Annotated in this window: 19 protein-coding genes and 1 other RNA gene; 1 reads left to right on the forward strand and 19 read right to left on the reverse strand. The window is 63.9% G+C overall.

Annotation, left to right across the window (positions count from 1 at the left end; genetic code table 11):
- Nucleotides 1-92 precede the first annotated feature (92 nt).
- Genes murB through mraZ form a run of 12 tightly spaced genes read right to left on the reverse strand, consistent with a single transcriptional unit; the run spans nucleotide 93 to nucleotide 13,795 of the window.
- Nucleotides 93-1,058, reverse strand: a complete 966-nt coding sequence (murB, locus tag AC1DYC_RS10450; RefSeq protein WP_477406005.1) for a UDP-N-acetylmuramate dehydrogenase — start codon at nucleotides 1,056-1,058, stop codon at nucleotides 93-95.
- Nucleotides 1,055-2,461 (reverse strand): UDP-N-acetylmuramate--L-alanine ligase, encoded by a 1,407-nt coding sequence (gene murC, locus AC1DYC_RS10455; RefSeq protein WP_477406007.1) that lies wholly within the window; start codon nucleotides 2,459-2,461, stop codon nucleotides 1,055-1,057. The genes murB and murC overlap by 4 nt, the downstream gene beginning before the upstream one ends.
- Nucleotides 2,461-3,585, reverse strand: a complete 1,125-nt coding sequence (gene murG, locus AC1DYC_RS10460; protein ID WP_477406009.1) for an undecaprenyldiphospho-muramoylpentapeptide beta-N-acetylglucosaminyltransferase — start codon at nucleotides 3,583-3,585, stop codon at nucleotides 2,461-2,463. Before murG ends, murC begins: the two co-directional genes overlap by 1 nt.
- Before the next feature lies 1 nt (nucleotide 3,586).
- Complete coding sequence (gene ftsW, locus AC1DYC_RS10465; RefSeq protein ID WP_112560384.1) at nucleotides 3,587-4,738, reverse strand: putative lipid II flippase FtsW; 1,152 nt, start codon at nucleotides 4,736-4,738, stop codon at nucleotides 3,587-3,589.
- Nucleotides 4,738-6,138 carry a UDP-N-acetylmuramoyl-L-alanine--D-glutamate ligase gene (gene murD, locus AC1DYC_RS10470; RefSeq protein ID WP_477406011.1) on the reverse strand — a complete coding sequence of 467 codons (1,401 nt, stop codon included), beginning with the start codon at nucleotides 6,136-6,138 and terminating at the stop codon, nucleotides 4,738-4,740. Before murD ends, ftsW begins: the two co-directional genes overlap by 1 nt.
- 8 nt (nucleotides 6,139-6,146) lie before the next feature.
- The gene (gene mraY, locus AC1DYC_RS10475) at nucleotides 6,147-7,229 is read right to left on the reverse strand and encodes a phospho-N-acetylmuramoyl-pentapeptide-transferase (protein ID WP_477231526.1); all 1,083 of its coding nucleotides are present in this window, start codon (nucleotides 7,227-7,229) and stop codon (nucleotides 6,147-6,149) included.
- Between the two features lie 19 nt (nucleotides 7,230-7,248).
- Complete coding sequence (locus AC1DYC_RS10480; protein ID WP_477406013.1) at nucleotides 7,249-8,682, reverse strand: UDP-N-acetylmuramoylalanyl-D-glutamyl-2,6-diaminopimelate--D-alanyl-D-alanine ligase; 1,434 nt, start codon at nucleotides 8,680-8,682, stop codon at nucleotides 7,249-7,251.
- Nucleotides 8,679-10,133: a UDP-N-acetylmuramoyl-L-alanyl-D-glutamate--2,6-diaminopimelate ligase gene (locus AC1DYC_RS10485; RefSeq protein ID WP_477406015.1), complete on the reverse strand. Its 1,455-nt coding sequence runs from the start codon at nucleotides 10,131-10,133 to the stop codon at nucleotides 8,679-8,681. The genes AC1DYC_RS10480 and AC1DYC_RS10485 overlap by 4 nt, the downstream gene beginning before the upstream one ends.
- Nucleotides 10,134-10,187: 54 nt before the next feature.
- Nucleotides 10,188-11,912, reverse strand: a complete 1,725-nt coding sequence (locus AC1DYC_RS10490; RefSeq protein WP_477406017.1) for a peptidoglycan D,D-transpeptidase FtsI family protein — start codon at nucleotides 11,910-11,912, stop codon at nucleotides 10,188-10,190.
- A gap of 14 nt (nucleotides 11,913-11,926) precedes the next feature.
- A complete protein-coding gene (gene ftsL, locus AC1DYC_RS10495) occupies nucleotides 11,927-12,319 on the reverse strand; it encodes a cell division protein FtsL (RefSeq protein ID WP_477406019.1) in 393 nt (130 codons plus the stop codon).
- 4 nt (nucleotides 12,320-12,323) lie between these two features.
- Nucleotides 12,324-13,340, reverse strand: coding sequence for a 16S rRNA (cytosine(1402)-N(4))-methyltransferase RsmH (gene rsmH / locus AC1DYC_RS10500; RefSeq protein ID WP_477406021.1), 1,017 nt, complete (start codon nucleotides 13,338-13,340; stop codon nucleotides 12,324-12,326).
- Entirely contained in the window at nucleotides 13,337-13,795 is a 459-nt protein-coding gene (gene mraZ / locus AC1DYC_RS10505) for a division/cell wall cluster transcriptional repressor MraZ (protein ID WP_477406023.1), read from the reverse strand. The genes rsmH and mraZ overlap by 4 nt, the downstream gene beginning before the upstream one ends.
- 403 nt (nucleotides 13,796-14,198) lie before the next feature.
- On the opposite strand from mraZ, the gene AC1DYC_RS10510 reads away from it, so the two are divergent.
- A complete protein-coding gene (locus AC1DYC_RS10510; RefSeq protein WP_477406025.1) occupies nucleotides 14,199-15,314 on the forward strand; it encodes a cystathionine gamma-lyase in 1,116 nt (371 codons plus the stop codon).
- A 9-nt stretch (nucleotides 15,315-15,323) separates the two neighbouring features.
- Here AC1DYC_RS10510 and AC1DYC_RS10515 read toward each other — a convergent pair whose 3' ends face one another.
- The 7 genes from AC1DYC_RS10515 to AC1DYC_RS10545 all read right to left on the reverse strand — a co-directional run bounded on the left by AC1DYC_RS10515 (nucleotide 15,324) and on the right by AC1DYC_RS10545 (nucleotide 19,317).
- The gene (locus tag AC1DYC_RS10515; protein ID WP_477406027.1) at nucleotides 15,324-15,626 is read right to left on the reverse strand and encodes a type II toxin-antitoxin system RelE/ParE family toxin; all 303 of its coding nucleotides are present in this window, start codon (nucleotides 15,624-15,626) and stop codon (nucleotides 15,324-15,326) included.
- Nucleotides 15,623-15,898 (reverse strand): type II toxin-antitoxin system ParD family antitoxin, encoded by a 276-nt coding sequence (locus AC1DYC_RS10520; RefSeq protein WP_477408241.1) that lies wholly within the window; start codon nucleotides 15,896-15,898, stop codon nucleotides 15,623-15,625. Before AC1DYC_RS10520 ends, AC1DYC_RS10515 begins: the two co-directional genes overlap by 4 nt.
- A 182-nt stretch (nucleotides 15,899-16,080) precedes the next feature.
- An RNA gene (rnpB, locus tag AC1DYC_RS10525) (RNase P RNA component class A) lies at nucleotides 16,081-16,478 on the reverse strand.
- Nucleotides 16,479-16,528: 50 nt separating this feature from the next.
- A complete protein-coding gene (locus AC1DYC_RS10530) occupies nucleotides 16,529-17,233 on the reverse strand; it encodes a lytic transglycosylase domain-containing protein (RefSeq protein ID WP_477406029.1) in 705 nt (234 codons plus the stop codon).
- Nucleotides 17,234-17,418: 185 nt separating this feature from the next.
- Nucleotides 17,419-18,186: an N-acetylmuramoyl-L-alanine amidase gene (locus tag AC1DYC_RS10535; RefSeq protein ID WP_477406031.1), complete on the reverse strand. Its 768-nt coding sequence runs from the start codon at nucleotides 18,184-18,186 to the stop codon at nucleotides 17,419-17,421.
- Entirely contained in the window at nucleotides 18,183-18,902 is a 720-nt protein-coding gene (locus tag AC1DYC_RS10540) for a TerB family tellurite resistance protein (RefSeq protein WP_477301181.1), read from the reverse strand. Before AC1DYC_RS10540 ends, AC1DYC_RS10535 begins: the two co-directional genes overlap by 4 nt.
- 211 nt (nucleotides 18,903-19,113) lie before the next feature.
- Nucleotides 19,114-19,317, reverse strand: a complete 204-nt coding sequence (locus tag AC1DYC_RS10545; protein WP_181055739.1) for a hypothetical protein — start codon at nucleotides 19,315-19,317, stop codon at nucleotides 19,114-19,116.
- Between the last annotated feature and the right edge of the window lie 20 nt (nucleotides 19,318-19,337).

A 19,337-nucleotide genomic window follows, 5' to 3' on the forward strand; every position in this document is an offset into this window, starting at 1 on the left:
GGCAAAAAGCGTGTTGTGAGTCTTTCGGGCAACGGTCGAACGGCTATTTCAGGCCGTTTGAAGTTCATGCATCACATGAACTTCAGCTTGCGCTAAAGGAGCTGTCCGAGGAATTCCTGCACCGCGTGGCCGGGGCGAAAATTGCCGAGGCGCTTGATTTCCCACTGCAGCCGGATGCCGGAGTTTACAAGCACGCGGGCGCGCACCGTCTCGCCGAGATATTCGAGGTCGTAGCCGGTCGCGGTTCCGGTGTTGATCATGAAGTTGCAGTGCATCGGCGACATCTGCGCGCCGCCGATCATCAGTCCACGGCAGCCGGCCTTGTCGATCTCCTTCCAGGCCGAGGTGCCTTCCGGATTCTTGAAGGTCGAGCCGCCGGTCTTCTCGCGGATCGGCTGCACCGTCTCGCGATGCGTCTGGACGGCATCCATCGCCGCCTTGATCGCCGCCTTGTCTTCCGGCACGCCTTCGAAAATGGCGGAGGTGAAGATCAGCCCGGCAGGTGCTGCCGAGTGACGATAGGCATAGCCCATGTCTTCATTGCTGAGCGTGTGGAGATTGCCCTTGCGGTCGAGCGCGCGCACCTCGACGACGCGCTCGCGCGTCTCGACGCCATTGGCGCCGGCGTTCATCCTCAGCGCCCCACCGATGGCGCCGGGAATACCGTGATAGAAATGAAAGCCGCCTATGCCGGCTTCGTAGGCGACAGCAGCAACGCGCTTGTCGGGTGTCGCAGCGCCCGCCTTGATGCCGGTCGGCGAAACCACCTCGGCCTCGCCAAAGCCCTTCGCAGAAAGCCTGATGACGAAACCCGGAATGCCGCCGTCGCGCACCAGGAGGTTGGAGCCGACGCCGACGACGGTGAGCGGGATCTCCTCCGGCACGGCGCGCAGGAAGGCGGCAAGGTCTTCCTCGTCGGCCGGCTGAAACAGCGCCTCGGCCAGCCCTCCGGCGCGGAACCAGGTGATCTTGTCCATCTCGGCGTTGGGCGTGATGCGGCCGCGCAGGCCGGCAAGCCGGTCACCAAGTCTGTCGATCAGGTCCTGGCCGCGCATCATGAGACCGCACCGCCGAGTTCTTTGGGCAGCGCATAGGCCCATTGAGTAATGTTGCCGGCGCCGAGGAAGACGACGAAGTCGCCAGGCTTGGCCAACTCGCGAATGGTAGGGGCGATGGCAGCCGGACCGTCGATATAGCGCGCGTCGCGGTGGCCGCCAGAGCGGATGCGCGACACCAGCGCCTCCGAGGTCACGCCATCGATCGGCTCCTCGCCCGCCGCATAGACCGGCGCCAGCATCACCGTGTCGGCATCGTTGAAGCAAACCGAGAATTCGTCGAACAGATCGTGCAGCCGGGTGAAGCGGTGCGGTTGCGCAATGGCGATGACGCGGCCTTTGGTGGCGCTGCGCGCCGCCTTCAGCACCGCCGTGATCTCGACCGGGTGATGGCCGTAATCGTCGAAAATTTCGACGCCGTCCCACGAGCCGGTGTGGGTAAAGCGCCGCTTGACGCCGGCAAAGGACGACAGCCCCTTCTTGATCGCTTCGGCCGAAAGTCCGAGCTCATGCGCAACCGCGATCGCGGCGGTGGCATTGGAGACGTTGTGGCGGCCGGGCATCGGCAGCCGCAGGTCTGATATCGTGATCTGGTCGCCGGTCTTGCGGTCGCGGATCACCACGTCGAATTCGGAGGCGGCACCGGCCATGCGGTGGTTGGTGAAGCGAACATCGGCCTGGGCGTTCTCGCCGTAGGTAATGACGCGGCGGTCCTCGATGCGGCTGACCAGCGCCTGCACTTCCGGGTGGTCGGTGCACATCACGCCAAAGCCGTAGAACGGCACGTTCTCGACGAACTGCCGGAAGGCTTCACGCACCTTGTCGAAGCTGCCGTAATGGTCGAGGTGCTCGGGATCGATGTTGGTGACGACGGCAATTTCGGCCGGCAGCTTCAGGAAGGTGCCGTCGCTTTCGTCGGCTTCGACCACCATCCACTCGCCGTCGCCCATGCGGGCATTGGTGCCGTAGGCATTGATGATGCCGCCATTGATGACCGTCGGATCGAGCCCGCCGGCGTCGAGCAGCGTCGCCACCATCGAGGTCGTCGTCGTCTTGCCATGCGTGCCGCCGATGGCGACGGCCTGGCGGAAGCGCATCAACTCGGCCAGCATCTCGGCGCGGCGCACGATCGGCAACAGCTTTTCGCGCGCGGCCTTCAGCTCGGGATTGGATTTCTTGATCGCGGTGGAGACGACCACCACTTCGGCGGCGCCGATATTCTCAGCCTTGTGACCGACGAAACATTCGATGCCCTTGTCGCGCAGCCGCTGCACATTGGCGCTGTCGGCCTGGTCCGAGCCCTGCACCTTGTAGCCGAGATTGTGCAGCACCTCGGCGATGCCGCTCATGCCGATGCCGCCAATGCCGATGAAATGCACAAGGCCGATGGTCTGCGGCATCTTCATCAATGCGTCCCTTTCCTGAAATCCGATACGGTTTTTCTGGACGCAATAGCCTCTGTGAGATCGGCGAGCAACCGTGCCGCGTCCGGCCGGCCTGCTGACTTCGCGCCGGCAGCCATGGCCGCCAGCCGCTCGGGATTGTCCATCAGCCCACCAATCAGCGCCGCGATGCGCTCGGGCGACAGCGAGGATTGCGGATGCACCTCGCCGCCACCGGCGGCGGCAAGGGCGGCTGCGTTCGCTGCCTGGTCGTGGTCCAGCGCATAGGGATAAGGCACCAGCAGCGCCGGCCGGCCGATGACGGCGATTTCCGAGACCGTCGAGGCGCCGGAACGCGAGATCACCAGATGCGCGGTGGCCATGCGCTGCGCCATGTCGGTAAAGAAGGGCGAGACCTCGACATGGACGCCAAGGGCTGCATAGCCCGTCTTCACCCGCGCCACGTCGTCGGCGCGAGCCTGCTGGGTGATCACCAGCCGCTTGCGCTGCGCCTCCGGCAGAAGTGCCATGGCTGCCGGCATGGCGTCGGAAAAGAACTGTGCGCCCTGGCTGCCGCCGAACACCAGGAGCCGAAACGGCTCTTCCCCGGCGGAGGCCGTGTAGGGCGTCTTTGCCGCTTCCAGGATTGGCGGCCTGACCGGATTGCCTGTGATGACCGTCTTGGCGCCGGCAGCACTTTCATCTTCGGGCAGGAAGCCGCCGGCAATGGCATCGACGCGGCGGGACAGCGCCCGGTTGGCGCGGCCCATCACCGCGTTCTGCTCATGGATCAGCGTCGGCACCTTGCGCCGCGTCGCGGCATAAAGTGGCGGCAAGGTCGGATAACCGCCGAAGCCGACGACCGCGTCAGGCTTGATCCTGGCGATGACAGCGGAAGCCTGCCGCACGCCACGCCAGATCTTCCAGAACGCGCCGAGCAGGGCGACAGGGTTTTTCGAACCCATCGTCGCCGACTGGATCGGATGGATGGCCGCCGCCGGGAAATGCCCGGCAAACCGCTCCGCGCGATCGTCCGTCGCCAGATGTACCGCCCAGCCGCGCTCGATCAGCTCATGCGCCAGCGCCTCGGCCGGAAACAGATGTCCACCGGTTCCGCCCGCCGCGAGAAGAATGACACCCCGCGCCATATCACTCCGCCGGCAAGGCGCGCTGCGACAGGGCAAAGCCCATCTGCTTGCGCTTTTCCGGGCGCTTGCGCGTCAGCGCCAGCACCATGCCCATCGAGATGGCAATGGCGATCTGCGAAGAGCCGCCATAGGAGATGAAGGGCAGCGTCATGCCCTTGGCCGGCATCAGCTGCAGGTTGACGCACATGTTGATGACCGACTGCAGGCCGAACACCGTGACCAGCCCGCCGACGGCATAGCGGGTGAAATCGTCATGCTCCTTCAGCGCCGTGTTGAGGCCGCGCAGCACGATGAAGGCGAAGATCGACATGATGAAGAAACACATGATCAGCCCGAATTCCTCACCGGCGACCGAAAACACGAAGTCGGCATGCGCGTCGGGGATGACGCGCTTGACGGTACCTTCGCCCGGCCCAACGCCGAACCAGTGGCCGTTGATCAGCGCCTCGCGGCCCATGTCGACCTGGAAGGTGTCGCCTTCGCCGGTCAGGAATTTGTCGATGCGCGCGGCAACGTGCGGGAACACCGTGTACGCCGCGAAAAGGCCGCTGGCGCCGGTGGCGCCAAGCGCGATGATCCACAGCCATGGCAGGCCGGCCATGAAGAACATGACGCCCCAGGTGCCGGTGACCAGCATGGTCTGGCCAAGATCGGGCTGCGCCACCAGAAGCGAGATGACCAGGATCAGCAGCAGCATGGCAAACAGGTTGCCGGGGATGTCGGGCTGGCGCTTGTGCTCGGCGAACAGCCAGGCGCAGACGATGACGAAGGCAGGCTTCAGGAATTCGGACGGCTGGATCGACATGCCGACGAAAGACACCCAGCGCCGCGCGCCTTTTACCTCGACGCCGATGTAGAGCACGGCCACCATCAGCACCAGCATGATGCACAATATGACCAGCGCCATGCGCCGGATCTGCCTGGATTCGAGGAAGGACACGGCCAGCATCACGCCGAGCGCCGGCACGGTGAAGATGATCTGCCTGGTGGCGAAGTGGAAACTGTCGAGGCCGATGCGTTCGGCGACCGCCGGGCTTGCCGCAAAGGACAGCACGATGCCGAGTCCCATCAGCGACAGGAACGCCGCCAGGAACCAGCGATCGATCGTCCACCACCAAGTTGCAACCGGGCTTTTGTCGAGACGGCTTTGCATTATCGTGCCCCTCCGATGGGTTTGACACCCTCGATAGCATTCGCAGCTTGCCTGAAGGCTTCGCCGCGAACTTCGAAATTCTTGAACTGGTCGAAACTGGCGCAGGCCGGAGACAGCAGCACCACCACCTCGCCGCTGTCGTCCTTGGCCGCATCAGCAGCCGCATGATCGACCGCGGAAGCCAGCGTACCCGAGATTTCGTAAGGCACAGCTTCACCCAGCGTCGCCGAAAAGCCGGGCGCTGCCTCGCCGATCAGATAGGCCTTGGCGATGCGCGGAAAGAAGCCGCGCAGCGGCTCGATGCCGCCTTCCTTGGGCAGCCCGCCGGCGATCCAGTAGATGCGCGGGAAGCTCGACAGAGCGGGTGCCGCCGCATCGGCATTGGTCGCCTTGGAATCGTTGACGAACAGCACATGGTCCTTGCGGCCGACCTGCTCCATGCGATGCGCGAGGCCTGGAAAGCTCTCCAGCCCCGCCTGGATCTCGCCGAGGCTCAACCCAACCTTGAGGCAGGCGGCGACAGCGGCCAGCGCGTTCTGCGCATTGTGCTGGCCGCGCAGCGAGCCTATGCCTTCGAGGAAGGCGACGCGGCTGTAGCGGCCGTGTACGGCTTCCATCAGGTTGGAGCCGTCGGCGAAATAGCCGTCGGTCAGCGGCAGCCGCTTGGAGATGCGGATAACTTGCCTGCCCGCCCGTTCCAGCCGGTCGGCGATCTGCGCGCACCAGCTGTCGTCGACGCCGACGATCGCCGTCTCGCTGCCGGCCACCAGCCGCTCCTTGATCGCGGCGTAGTGCTGCATGGTGCCGTGGCGGTCGAGATGATCAGGCGTCAGATTGAGCAGGATGCCGGCCGTCGGATTGATCGAGGGCGCCAGATCGATTTGGTAGGACGAACATTCGACGACGTAGTGCCGGTCCGGCTGCGGCGGATCGAGCGTCATGATGGCGCGGCCGATATTGCCGCCCATCTGCGTGTCGCGCCCTGCCGACTTCAGGATATGCGCCGTCAGCGCGGTCGTCGTCGACTTGCCGTTGGTTCCGGTGATGGCAATGAAGGGTGCTGTCGGCGCGCGCAAAATCCGCTCGCGGCAGAACAGTTCGATGTCGCCGATCACCTCGACCCCGGCGCCGCGCGCCAACTCGACTGTCCAATGCGGCTTGGGATGGGTCAGCGGCACCCCGGGCGACAGCACGAAGGCCGAGAACTTCGCCCAGTCGGCGCCGCGCAGATCGGCGGTCGCAATGCCTTGGCCAGCGGCCTTGGCGACGCTGTCGGGATTGTCGTCCCAGGCCAGCACGTCGGCCCCGCCCTCGATCAGCGCGCGCGCCGTGGCGATCCCCGAGCCGCCAAGCCCGAAGAGCGAAACGCGTTTGCCCGAAAAGGATGCGGCAGGGATCAAGCGGGCTCCTATCTCAGCTTCAGGGTCGACAGGCCGACCAGCGCCAGAATGACGGCGATGATCCAGAAGCGGATCACCACCTGGCTCTCGGTCCAGCCGAGCTTTTCGAAATGATGGTGGATCGGCGCCATCAGGAAGACGCGCTTGCCGGTCATCTTGAAGTAGCCGACCTGGATGATGACCGACAGGATTTCGACGACAAACAACCCACCGACAATGACCAGCACGATCTCGTGCTTGGTGGCGACGGCGACGGTGCCAATCAGGCCGCCCATGGCCAGCGAACCGGTGTCGCCCATGAAGATCGCCGCCGGCGGCGCGTTGAACCAGAGGAAGCCGAGACCGGCGCCGATGACTGCGCCGAGCACGACGGCCAGCTCGCCGGTGCCGGGCACGAAATGGATCTGCAGATATTCGGCGAACACGGCGTTGCCGGAGAGGTAGGCGATGACGCCGAAGGACGCCGCCGCAATCATGATCGGCACGATCGCCAGCCCGTCGAGACCGTCGGTCAAATTCACCGCATTGCCGGCGCCGACGATGACGAAGCAGGAGAACGGCACGAAGAACCAGCCGAGATTGACGATGAATTCCTTGGCGAAGGGGAAGGTCAGCGATGACGAGAACGGCGCCTGGCCATTGTGCATGATCACCCAGGCGGCGATGCCGGCGATGACGAATTCGAGCGCCAGTCGGGCCTTGCCGGAAAAGCCGAGATGCGACTGCTTCGTCACCTTGAGATAGTCGTCGTAAAAGCCGATCGAGCCGAAGCCCAGCGTCACCAGAAGCACCACCCAGACATAGATCGAGGAGAGGTTCGCCCACAACAGCGACGAGCCGACGATGCCGCACAGGATCATCAGCCCGCCCATGGTCGGCGTGCCGGCCTTCTTGAAATGCGTCTGCGGCCCGTCGGCGCGGATCGGCTGGCCCTTGCCTTGCCTGAGCCTGAGCGAGTTGATGATGGTCGGTCCGAAGATGAAGACGATCAGCGCCGAGGTGATCAGCGCGCCGCCGGTGCGGAAGGTTATGTAGCGGAAGACATTGAAGACCGAGATCTTGTCCGCAAAATCGACGAGCAGTGTAAACATGCGATTCCGTCCCCCGGAACTAGTTCTGTTTCGTGCCTGCGGCTTCAGCCGGATATTTGCCGAGCAAGGCCTCGACCAGTTTCGAAAAGCCGATGCCTTTCGACGATTTGATCATCACCACGTCACCCGGCTTCAGTGCCGACAGCAATACCGGCTTCAGATCCTCGGCGCCGGCGCGGTATTCCGCTTCGATCTCGTCGGGCAGGACATCGGCCAGCGCCCGCATTTCAGGGCCGCCGAGAAAGACCATCTGCGTCCCGGTGCCGACGATCAACTCGGCTAAGGCGGCGTGCAGTTTCGCCGAATGGTCGCCGAGCTCAAGCATGTCACCGAGCACAGCGATGCGCCGGCCCTCGCCCGTGACGGGCGTCGCGTTGAGCAGCGCCATGGCGGCGCTCATCGATGCCGGATTGGCGTTGTAGCTCTCGTCGATCAGCGTGATCGGTCCCTTGGGGTGACGCAGCACATGGCGCTTGCCGCGGCCGCGTTCGGCAGAGAGATCGGCCAGCGCCTCCGCCACCTTGCCGATATCTGCTTCAACGAGATGCGCCGCGCCGAGGACGGCCAGCACATTCTGCACCATGTGACGGCCGGGGGCGCCGATGCGAGCCGTCACCTCCTGCCCGCCGATCCTGGCGGTGATGTCGGAATGATCGGCATGCAGCTCGCATTTGGTGAGCTTGTAGGTGGAGCGGGCGTTTTCGCCGAAGCTGAAGACATGTTCGACGCCAGCGGCGCGCGCCATCTTGTCGAGCAGCTTCCAGCGCCCGTCGTCGCGGTTGAGCAGTGCTGCACCGCCAGGCTCGATGCCTTCGAAAATCTCGGCCTTCGCCTTGGCGATCGCGTCGAGATTTTTGAAGAAGCCGAGATGCGCGGCGGCGATCAGCGTGACGATGGCGACATGCGGCCGGACCATCTTGACCAGCGGCCGGATTTCGTCGGGATGGTTCATGCCGATCTCGAATACGGCATAGTCGCAATCGTCGGGCATGCGCGCCAAGGTCAGCGGCACGCCCCAGTGATTGTTGAACGACTGCGCCGAGGCGTGCACCTTGCCGACCGCCGACAGCACATGGCGCAGCGCTTCCTTGGTGGTGGTCTTGCCGGCTGATCCAGTCACCGCGATGATTTTCGCCTTCGAACGCGCGCGGGCGGCAACGCCGAGTTTTTCCAGTGCCGCCAGCACATCCTGCACCACGATCATCGGCGCCGTCAGCCGCCCGAGCGACGGCAATTTGCCTTCGGCGACGACCAGCACGCCGGCGCCGGCCTTGATCGCAGCGGTCGCGAAATCATGGCCGTCCATCGTCTCGCCCTTGATGGCGAAGAAAGCGTCGCCCGGCTGCAGGCTGCGGCTGTCGATCGAAATGCCCGAAATGCCCTCCGGCATCGGCCCGAGCGGCCGTCCGCCCATGGCGTCAACCAGCGCATCGGCGGTCCAGAGCACGCTCATGCGGCCCGCTCCCGCAGCGCCGAGCGGACTTCCTCATGGTCTGAGAAAGGAAATGTCTCGGCGCCGATGGTCTGGCCCTCTTCATGGCCCTTGCCGGCAACGATCAGCGTGTCGCCGGCCTTGAGCATGGCCACCGCGTCGTGGATCGCCTTGCGGCGGTCGCCGATTTCGATGGCGCCGGGCGCAGCCGCCAAGATCGCGGCGCGGATGGTTTCGGGAACTTCCGAACGCGGATTGTCATCGGTGACGATGACGACATCGGCCAGCCGCGTGGCGATTTCGCCCATGATCGGCCGTTTGCCCCGGTCACGGTCGCCGCCGCAGCCGAACACCACAATGACGCGGCCGGTGGTGAATGGCCGCACCGCAGCCAGGACATTTTCCAGCGCATCGGGCTTGTGGGCATAGTCGACATAGACCGGCGCGCCATTGGCGGTCGCGCCGACAAGGTCGAGCCGTCCTGGTGCGCCCTGAAGTTTCTCCAATGCCATCAATGCTTTGGCGACAGGGGTTCCAGTGGAAATGGCCAAGCCGGCCGAAACCAGCGCGTTGGCGATCTGAAAATCACCGGCCAGCGGCAGGTCGATCTCGTAGAGCACGCCGTCGGCTTCGACCTCGGCGCGCTGGCGGTGGCGTTCGTGTTCGACGCGCTTCAGGCGCAGGAAATCGCCATGACGGCCGACCGTCAGCACATTGAGCCCGGCGGCCTGCGCTGCCTGGATGGTCGGCGCCGACCATGGATCGTCGGCAAAGATGATTGCCGGCACGCCTTTCGGGAGCAGCGTGTCGAACAGGCGCAATTTGGCGCGATGGTAGTCCTCGACCGTCGGATGATAGTCCATGTGGTCGCGGCCGAGATTGGTGAAGCCTCCGGCGGCGAGCTTCACGCCATCGAGGCGTCGTTGGTCGAGACCGTGGCTGGAGGCTTCCATCGAGGCGTGGGTGACGCCGGCCTCCGCCAGTTCCTTGAGCAGCTGGTGCAAAGCCACCGGATCGGGCGTGGTCAGCGACCCATAATCGTTGCGGCCTGGCGCCACCACGCCGGTAGTGCCGATCGAAGCGGCGGCAAAACCGGCCTGCTCCCAGATCTGCCTGACGAAGGCCGCGACCGAGGTCTTCCCCGCGGTGCCGGTGACCGCGACCATGGTGTCAGGCTGCTTGCCGAAGAAACGTGCGGCGCTCAGCGCCAGCGCCAAGCGTGGATCATCGACGCTGAGCACCGGGACGGACAGGCCGGTAACGGCGCTGGTCTTGCCCACGACAACAGCCGCTGCGCCGCGCTTTGCGGCGTCAGTGGCATAGGCGGCGCCGTCCGCCTTGCTGCCGGCAAGCGCGAAAAAGACGACGCCCGGTTTGACCTGGCGGGAATCCGACGAAATCCCGGTGACCTCCACATCGCGGGATGTTGTTCCCTCGACAGGCAGGATACCGGCTAAATCTCTCAGGTGCATCGAACCCCGTTTATCTCAACAAAATAGCGCGCAGTTGCCGGCGCGCCCCAAGAATCACTGATAGGAAACCAGCGTTGCACCATTTTCATGGCTGAAATCTGGCTTCACGCCAAGCATGGCCGCTGCCCGCCGGATGATATTGCCGGCCATGACCCCCGCATTGTTGGCTGCAACGTCGGTCATCCCGGGCTTTTCCGGGTGCGGAGCGTCGGCAATCGTAAACACAAGATATTGCGGATCGTCCATCGGGAAAGCGGCGACGAAGGTGTTGAAATTCAGTTCCTTCGAGTAGCGGCCATTGATGACCTTTTCGGCCGTTCCGGTCTTGCCGCCAACACGGTAGCCAGGGGCCCGGGCGTTTCTGGCCGAGCCCTTCTCGGCATTGAGCGTGTAGAGGTAGCGCATGCCCTCCACCGTCTTTTCGCTGACCACTCTCTTGGCCACCGCCATGGCTTCCTGCTGGCTGCGGACCAGGAATGTCGGCTGGATCAGGTAGCCCTGCATCAGCGCCGCGCAGCCGACCGCGGCCTGCAGCGGTGTCGTCGACACGCCATGGCCGAAGGCGATGGTGAAGGAGTTGACCTGTTTCCAGACCTTGGGCTCGGTCGGGCGTGCGACCTCAGGCAGTTCGGTCTGCATCCTGTCCAGGATACCGAGGCGATGCAGGAATTCGCGGTGCCCCTCGATGCCGACCATCTCGGCCTCGCGGGCCGATCCGATGTTGGAGGAATAGAGGAACACTTCCGGGAGCGACAGAACGCGGTTCTTGCCATGAAAGTCGTGGATGGCCTGATGGCCGACACGGATCGGATGCGACGCGTCGAAACGGCTGTTCATGTTGGCCTTGCCGGAATCGAGCGCCATCGCCGAGGTGAAGCTCTTGAAGGTCGAGCCCATTTCGTAGAGGCCGGCGGACATGCGATTCAGGCGGTCCTTGTCCTGCGCATTGTAGGGATTGTTCGGATCGAAATCCGGCACCGAGGCCATGGCCACCACTTCACCGGTCTTGATGTTGAGCACGACGGCGCCGGCGCCCATGGCGCGATAGCGTTCGAGGCCGGCGGCGATCTCGTCGCGCACCACGTGCTGGACGCGCAGGTCGATCGAAAGCTGCACCGGCTTCAGGTCTTTTGCCACCGCGAGACCTGAGGCCTGCAAGTCGCTTAGGCCCTGCTCGTCAATGTACTTCTCCATGCCGGAGATGCCCTGATTGTCGATGTTGGTGAGGCCGACAATGTAGGACGAGGTCACGCCTGCCGGATAGAAGCGGCGCTTTTCGGTGCGAAAGCCTATGCCGGGAATGCCGAGCTGCATGATGTCGGCCTGCTGCTTGGGCGTCAGTTGCCGCTGCAGCCAGACGAAGCCGGCGCCGCTCTTCAGCTTGTGATAAGTCTGCTCGGGGTCGATGTCAGGCAGAATGGTCGACAGCTTTTCGATCGCCTCGTCGGCATCGACGATGCGGCGCGGCTCGGCAAACAGCGATGCCGTCTTGATGTCGGTCGCCAGCACCTCACCGTTGCGGTCGACGATATCGGGCCGCGATGCCGTCACCCGGCTCTGCGGCCCGTTCGACATGTCGGGGTTCTGGAAACCGAGATAGACCAGCCGCCCGGCGATGGTCGAATAGATGCCGAAGAAGACCGCCATCGTCATGATGATGCGGGTCTTGGCCTTGCCGCCGGTCGCCTTGCGCGCACCCTCGACGACGATCGAGCCGTCGTCGCCGGTCCTTGCGCGCCGCTTCAGCAAACCACCGATCTTCGGAAGCTTGACGCTCATTGGAAACCCGACTGTCATTGGACGATGGCTCCGGTCACCACGGGATCCTTGCCGGCTGGTCCTTTGCCGGAATTGTCGGCCATGCCGCCAAGCCGCTGCGACGACAGGTCCTCGATATTAAGCGGTTTTGCCGGCAGATCGTCGATCCCGACGATCTGACGCGCATTGACCGGCTCGAGTGCGAGCTGCGATTTGTAGGTTTCAGCCAGCTTCTGCAGGCGCGACGGCTGGGTCAGCAGGCTCCAGTCGGCCTTGAGCAGGTCGATGGTGTCCTCCTCGTAGCGGATCTGCGCCTGGATCTTCTGCACCGAGGCCAGTTGTTCCTCGGCCTCGCGCTTGGCCTTGTAGGTGAAGGCCGCGGCCGAGACCATGACGGCGATCAGGACTATGTCGCTGGTTCGAAACAAGTGTTCACCTCTCTCGCGGCGCCTGGATGCCGGGAAGCTTTGGAAGGCCGAAAATCGAAAGGTCGCCGGGGCGCGCCGGCGCCTCGGTACGGATCGCAGCGCGCAGCCTGGCCGAACGCGCCCGTGGATTGGCTGCTATTTCGGCGTCGCCGGGCGTCACGCCGCCACCGGCCTTGCGGAAGGTGGCGCTGCGCGCATGCGCCTCGGGCATATGGCGCGAGCCGGTCACCGCGTCGGCGCGGTCGGCAATGAAGCGCTTGACGATGCGGTCTTCCAGCGAATGGAACGTCACCACAGCAAGCCGCCCGCCGGGCTTCAGCACGCGCTCGGACGCAACCAGCGCCCTGGCCAGTTCGCCCAGCTCATCGTTGACGAAGATGCGCAGCGCCTGGAAGACGCGGGTGGCCGGATGGATCTTGTCCTTCGGCGCGCGGCCGATATGCGTCTCGACGGCGTCGGCAAGGTCGAGCGTGCGCTCGAACGGGCGTTTTTCGCGGCGGCTCTCGATCATGCGGGCGATACGGCCGGCGTTGCGCTCTTCGCCAAGGAAACCGAAAATGCGGGCAAGGTCACCCGTCTTGAACGAATTGACGACATCGGCGGCGCTCAAGCCCGCCTGCGCCATGCGCATGTCGAGCGGCCCGTCGGCGCGGAACGAAAAGCCGCGCTCGGCCTGGTCGACCTGCATGGAGGAAATGCCGATGTCGAGCACCACGCCGTCGGCGCTTTCTACCTGTTCGTCCAGCGTCGAGAACGGCGCCTGAACCAGCCTCAGCCTGCCGCCGGATTGCTGCTCAAGGCTGCGACCCGCAGCAATGGCGTCCGGATCGCGATCGATGGCGACAACGGAGGCGCCGCTCGCCAGGATCGCTTTGGTATAGCCGCCGGCGCCAAACGTGCCGTCGACGATCACATCGCCGGCTTTGAGCGAGAGCGCTTCCAGCACTTCGGCAAGGAGGACCGGAATGTGGCGGACCGATCCGCCAACGGCGCTGATATCATCGCCGTGATCCGCCATCATTCCGGTCGCTCCCCAGGCTTCGTCCCCTGCCGAAGCTGCAAAAGCCGGGCTCGCGCCTGCGCCCCATAGGCGGCAAGCCGCCCCGGTTCCCAAACTTGAAAGAAATTGCCGCGGCCGACAAAGGCCACTTCGCTCGTTATGCCCGTATGTTCGCGGATGAAATCGCTCATCGTGATGCGGCCGTCCTGGTCTAGCTTCAGGAACGTCCCGTCGCCATGGCAGAAGAACGACATGTCGTCCGCCGTCTGCAGGAATGGATCCTCCAGCGCGATGCGCTGTTCGTAACGGTCGAGCAAATCGAGCCCGCCGACATCCATAGCCGCGACATCCAGGCACCGCAGTGCGTAGAGGTCCGAATAGCCGCGCTTCTGCACGACCGCGCGGAAATGCGCCGGAACGGAGACCCGCCCCTTCGCATCGATCCTGTTCACCGCGCTTGACAGAAACCGGTCCATGACACGCTACAGCCGCTTCCGCCGCCGCACCCCTCTCCATGTTTTCGTCCGCGCTGTTGCGCGTCCCCTGCCGAAAAACTGCTTCGGTCCCAACAGCAAAACCCCGCAAACGCACAGCCGCCGCGGCTGCCCGATTGGCGTACGCTTTACCCTGACGCGGAACGAAGGCTTTGGTATCGAAATGGGATATCATGGGGCACTATGGGCGTCAACGGGAACAGGCTTCACAAACGCGCGCGCCACAACCGGTGAGAGCAGCTTTGACGACGCTCCCGTCTTTATCCCTCATTAAGCCTAACGAAGCGTTTAGAGCGGCTTGGCCCAACCGGAAGCGGCTTGCCGCGCATCGCCGCCACGCATAGCGTCGGCCGTCTTTTCGCTCAGCAACAAGGTTGGAAAATCCATGTCCGAAACAGCCAGGTCACGCGCGGCCTCCCTTGCCCATCTGCGCCGCGACGGACTTGCCAAAGGCGATCCCATCCCGTTGCCGCTGACCATGGCCGCCATTTTCCACAACCCGGGCGATGGCGCCGGCTACAGCCAGTATGGCCGCTACAGCAACGCCACCTGGGACGCGGTCGAGCACATGCTTGCGCATCTGGAAGACGCCCCATGCGTCGGCTTCCCCTCGGGAATGGCGGCGATCTCGGCGGTGTTTTTCGGGTTGCTCAAAACAGGCGACCGCGTCCTTTTGCCTTCCGACGGCTATCACGCCACGCGCGCGCTGGCCGAGCGTTTCCTGAAACCGTTCGGCATCGCCTATGATCTCAGGCCGACATCGACCTTTCTCGACGGCGGCTTCGAGAGCTATCGGCTCGTCTACATCGAAACCCCGTCAAATCCGCGATTGGACATCTGCGACATCACAGCCGTCGCCGAGGCTGCCCACCGGGCGGGCGCGATCGTCGTCGTCGACAACACGACGATGACGCCGTTCGGCCAGCGCCCGCTGGATCTTGGCGCCGATATTGTCGTCGCCGCCGACACCAAGGCGGCCAACGGCCACTCCGACGTGCTGTTCGGCCATGTCGCCACCCGCAATCCGGACATCATCGCCGCCGTCACCGGGTGGCGCGAGCTGGCGGGCGGCATTCCCGGCCCGTTCGAGGCCTGGCTGGTGCATCGCGGCCTGGAGACACTGGACGTGCGCTTCGACCGGATGTGCACTTCGGCGGAGGTGATCGCGAAGCGCCTAAAAGATCATCGCGCCGTGAGCGGCCTGCGCTATCCCGGGCTGGAAGGCGATCCGTCGCACAACCTCGCCCGCGCCCAGATGGAGCGTTTCGGCTTCCTCGTCTCCTTCGAACTCGCCTCGGAGGGCAAGGCCGAGGATTTCATCAACAACTGCACCCTGATGCAGGCGGCGACATCCTTCGGCGGTGTCCACACCTCGGCCGAGAGGCGGGCCAAACGCGGCGACGCCGTTCCGCCCGGCTTCGTTCGCCTCTCGGTCGGTTGCGAGCCGGTGGAGGAGCTTTGGGCGGCGATCGAGGCATCGCTGGACAAGATCGGCGATTGAGGCGACCGCTTAGGTGACGACGTCGTCGGCGCCGATATTGCGCCTGCCGTGCAGGACACGGACAATCTCGATTGCGTCCTCTCGGACGCGATACAGAATGAGATGTTCGCTAACGAGCAGATGGCGGATACCGGGGGCGATATCATCACGCGGTGCGCCTGAGTATGGATACGTCGCCAGTTGCTGCCAGCGTGCTTCAATCCGATCGAGGAGCCGATCGGCCGCAGCCTCGCTGTCTGGTGCAACGTGCAGCCAGATAGCGATCAGGTCCTCTTCTGCGCGCGCATTGCGGACGACGGGCAGCAAACTCATGCTGCGTCGTCGCCTCTCAATCGTCTGCGTGCTTCGGCCTTGATCTCATCCATCGACGCAAACCGTCCCGGCCCGCTCTCGATCCCCTCCTGCACCAGCTTGCGCAGTTCCTCGACCGTGTAGCCGAGCAGGTCGCGGCGGTCTTTCCATTGCCGGAGCGCGTCGCGGATCACTTCGCTGGCCGACGCATATTCGCCGGCGGCCACAACATCGTCGACCGCCGCCGCCAGTTCCGGCGAAAGCGTGATGCTGCGTTTGTCGACATGACCCATGACGTGCTCCTTGATCCATCCACCACCATGGCCATGGTACGATTTAATCGCACCAGCTTCAAGAACGTCCATTGCTTTCAGCCTACCCCGCGCGGTTGATTCAACTGCTGAAGCACTTGAATCAACAGGCGCGCCCAAGGGCGCAACCTGCTGATCTCAAAAGATCTTCGATATCGCGGAAAATTGCCAGCTGGCCTGTAAGCCGGGTTTTGTATGGCCCTCGCCCCTTGCGGGGCGAGAACGTGGCGGCCATTCATCTTGGGCGCATGTTGCCATGCGCCTCACGCAACCTACCCGGACGGTGAGCCGGAAACAGCCCTCGAAGGTTTCCCCTCGCACCGTCCCTATTCGGTCTTGCTCCCGGTGGGGTTTACCGTGCCGCTCCTGTTGCCAGTCGCGCGGTGGGCTCTTACCCCACCCTTTCACCCTTACCCCGATAAATCGTGGCGGTTTGCTTTCTGTGGCACTTTCCCTGGGGTCGCCCCCGCCGGCCATTAACCGGCACCGTGTCTCCATGGAGCCCGGACTTTCCTCACCCGCAGCCTTTCGGCTTTGCGGGTGCGGCCGCCCGGCCAGCTGGCAGAGCGTATAAAGGGGTTCACGTTCAAAAACGCAAACGAAAAAGCAGACTTATGCGGGAGATCCAAGGGCTGCCATTTGCACCTTGACCTTGCCGCAATAGGCGGCCGACACCGGGTTCATCCGCGTCGCGGCATGGCCGGCATTGTATTTCAGGATCGTGCCGCAGGTCGTGCCGCCGCCGAGGTTGCGCGCCATGGCGAGATATTTCATGCCGTATTTGATGTTGGTGTCGGGATCGAACAGGCCCTTGGTCGAGCCGCTATAGCCCATCATCCGCGCCGTCGCCGGCTTGATCTGCATCAGGCCGATTTCACCGGCGCTGCCGACGATGTTGGGGCGATAATTGCTCTCGATCTTGATGACCGCCTTGGCCAGCGACACCGGTACGCCTTCGGCCGCCGCATAGCGGGCAATGATCGCCGAATACTGGCCACCGAGCGCGGCCGCCGCCGTCGACTCTGAAGCGGTGCTCGGACCGATCGACGCGGTCGTCGTCAGGTCGATGCTCTTCCTGCCGCGCTTCAAATGCCTCTTGGCCGTCGCTTTTCTGACCTTCACCACGGCTGCCTTTTGCACTTTGGCAGTGGCTGTCCTCTTGGCTTTCGGGCTCGCTTTCGTCATGGCGGTTTTGGCGGGTGCGGCGATGAAGCCCTGGTCTGCCCTCTGGCTCAGAGGTGCGGCATCGGCCGCGGTGAAGGCAAAAGTCATCACGCCGGCAGCAATAGCTGCCGTTACAACGGTCAATTTCTGCATGTGGTCCTGTTCTGTTTGAGCCGCGCGAAGATCTTCACGCAGCAACGCCTAATCAATATCGGGACTTCCAGGGGGATGAAGGCCTGATAACTTGCACGAACTGCCTTTGAGGTCCGAATTGGTGTCGAACAAGGCGAGGCAATTCACTTTCAGTGACAGGCTGTAACTCTAATATCAGGAAAAGGTTATTTAGGCGCAACTGACCTAAGGGAAGTCAGCAGGCTTTGCAGCGTGCGGATCGTCGAGCCGTCGGCGACGCCATCCACCAGGCGTGGCCGGAAATGCCGCTGAAACGCTTCGACGACGATTTCGGTCTGGCGGTCGAAGACACCGGATATTTCCACGCCATAGCCGTAGAGCGCCAGCATCGACTGCAGCGCCTCGACCTCGGCGCCGGTATCGCCGGCTTTCGGCACCGGGCCGCGCCGGATCGGCGCCGCAGGCACGAGATGGCCGACCCCCGCCGCAAACAGCACCTTCCAGGGGAATTTCTCGCCCGGATCGATCTTGCGCCCTGGCGCGATGTCGGAATGGGCGAGCACCCGTTGCGCCGTAATGGAATGGCGCCCGATGATTCCCTTGCATAGCCCGATCACCGCCTCGATCTGCCGCTTGGGAAAGGTCGAATAGCCGAGCGAATGGCCGGGGTTGACGATTTCGATGCCGACCGAGCAGGAGTTGATGTCGGTGCGCCCGAACCAGGAACTTGCCCCGGCATGCCAGGCGCGGTCGCTCTCGCGCACCATCTGGATGATGCGGCCATCCTCGTGGACGAGATAATGTGATGAAACCTCGCTCGCCGGATCGCACAGCCAGGCTTCGGCGGAAGCACCCGTCGCCATGCCGGTATAGTGCAACACGATCATGTCTGGCTTCAGCGTATCGCGCCGCGGGCCGAAATTCGGCGATACCCTGACCTCGGCGCGCGGCTCGTCGGGCAGGAAGCCGCTCATGCGTGCCTGAGGCCCCGCTCGATCATCTCGTAGGCCGCGTTGATCGCCGCAACCCTGGTCGTCGCGATCTTGATGAATTCCTGCGGCAGGCCGCGCGCGATCAGCCGGTCCGGATGGTTGTCGGAGACCAGCTTGCGATACCGCTTCCTGACCTCCTCGAACGGCTTGCCGCGCTCGATGCCGAGCACGAGATAGGGATCGCCGGCGCCGAGATTGACGTGCCTGGCCATGATCGCCTCGTAGTGCACCTCGTCGATGCGGAAAATCTCGGCAATGCGGTGCAGGAAAATGCCTTCGCGTTCATGCACCAGCCCGTCGGCCTTGGCGATGTGGAACAGGCCGTCGAGTATATCTTCCAGCATGACGCAGTTGGAGTGGCCCGAGCCACACATCTGCGCCATGCGCTCGGCATAGGTCTCGAACCCTGCGACGTCGCGCTTGGCCAGATCGTAGAGCCGCGCCACATTGCGGGTCTGCTCTCTCGGCACCTCGAATATTTCCTGGAAGGCTCGCACCTCGTCCTGGGTGACGATGCCATCAGCCTTGGCCATCTTGGCCGACAGCGCAATCATCGCCACCGAGAAGGCAACGCGCCGGCGCAGATCGGGGTCGCCGGAAAAAACAGTGCGCACGGCCTCGACCACTTCGGCGACGCCCGAATTGGCTGAAGAAGAAACGCGGGTGATGAACTCGCCGAGGCGATCCCAAATCGACATGAGCGCTTATTAGGGCCGCCGGCCACCGCTATCAAGCCAAGACAGTGCCGCAGGGGTGGATCGATATACGCAAACAACCGACGCGACAGATCGCAAAGTGCAAGAATGAGCCGATCGTAGCCCACGAAACGCCCAGAGCGGCCCCAAACGCAGGAAGGCCGGCGCGAAGCCGGCCTCCTGTCTCGTCACGCCAAAGTGACTGAGACCACTGCTACTGCGCGGGGGCGGCAGGAGCAGGTGTTGCCGGAGCCGGTTCTGCGGGCTTCGGGGTATCGGGGTTTGCCGGCTGCATCGGCTGTTCGGCGGCCGGCGGATTGGTGCTCTGGGTGGTGGTGTTATCGGTGCCGCTGTCGCTGCAGGCTGCGACGCCCAGCAGGGCCAGGGCGGAAACGGAAGCCAGAATGAGCTTTTTCATAACATCTCTCCTTCAACACA

It is taken from the genome of Mesorhizobium sp. P2_E7, assembly GCF_056403855.1.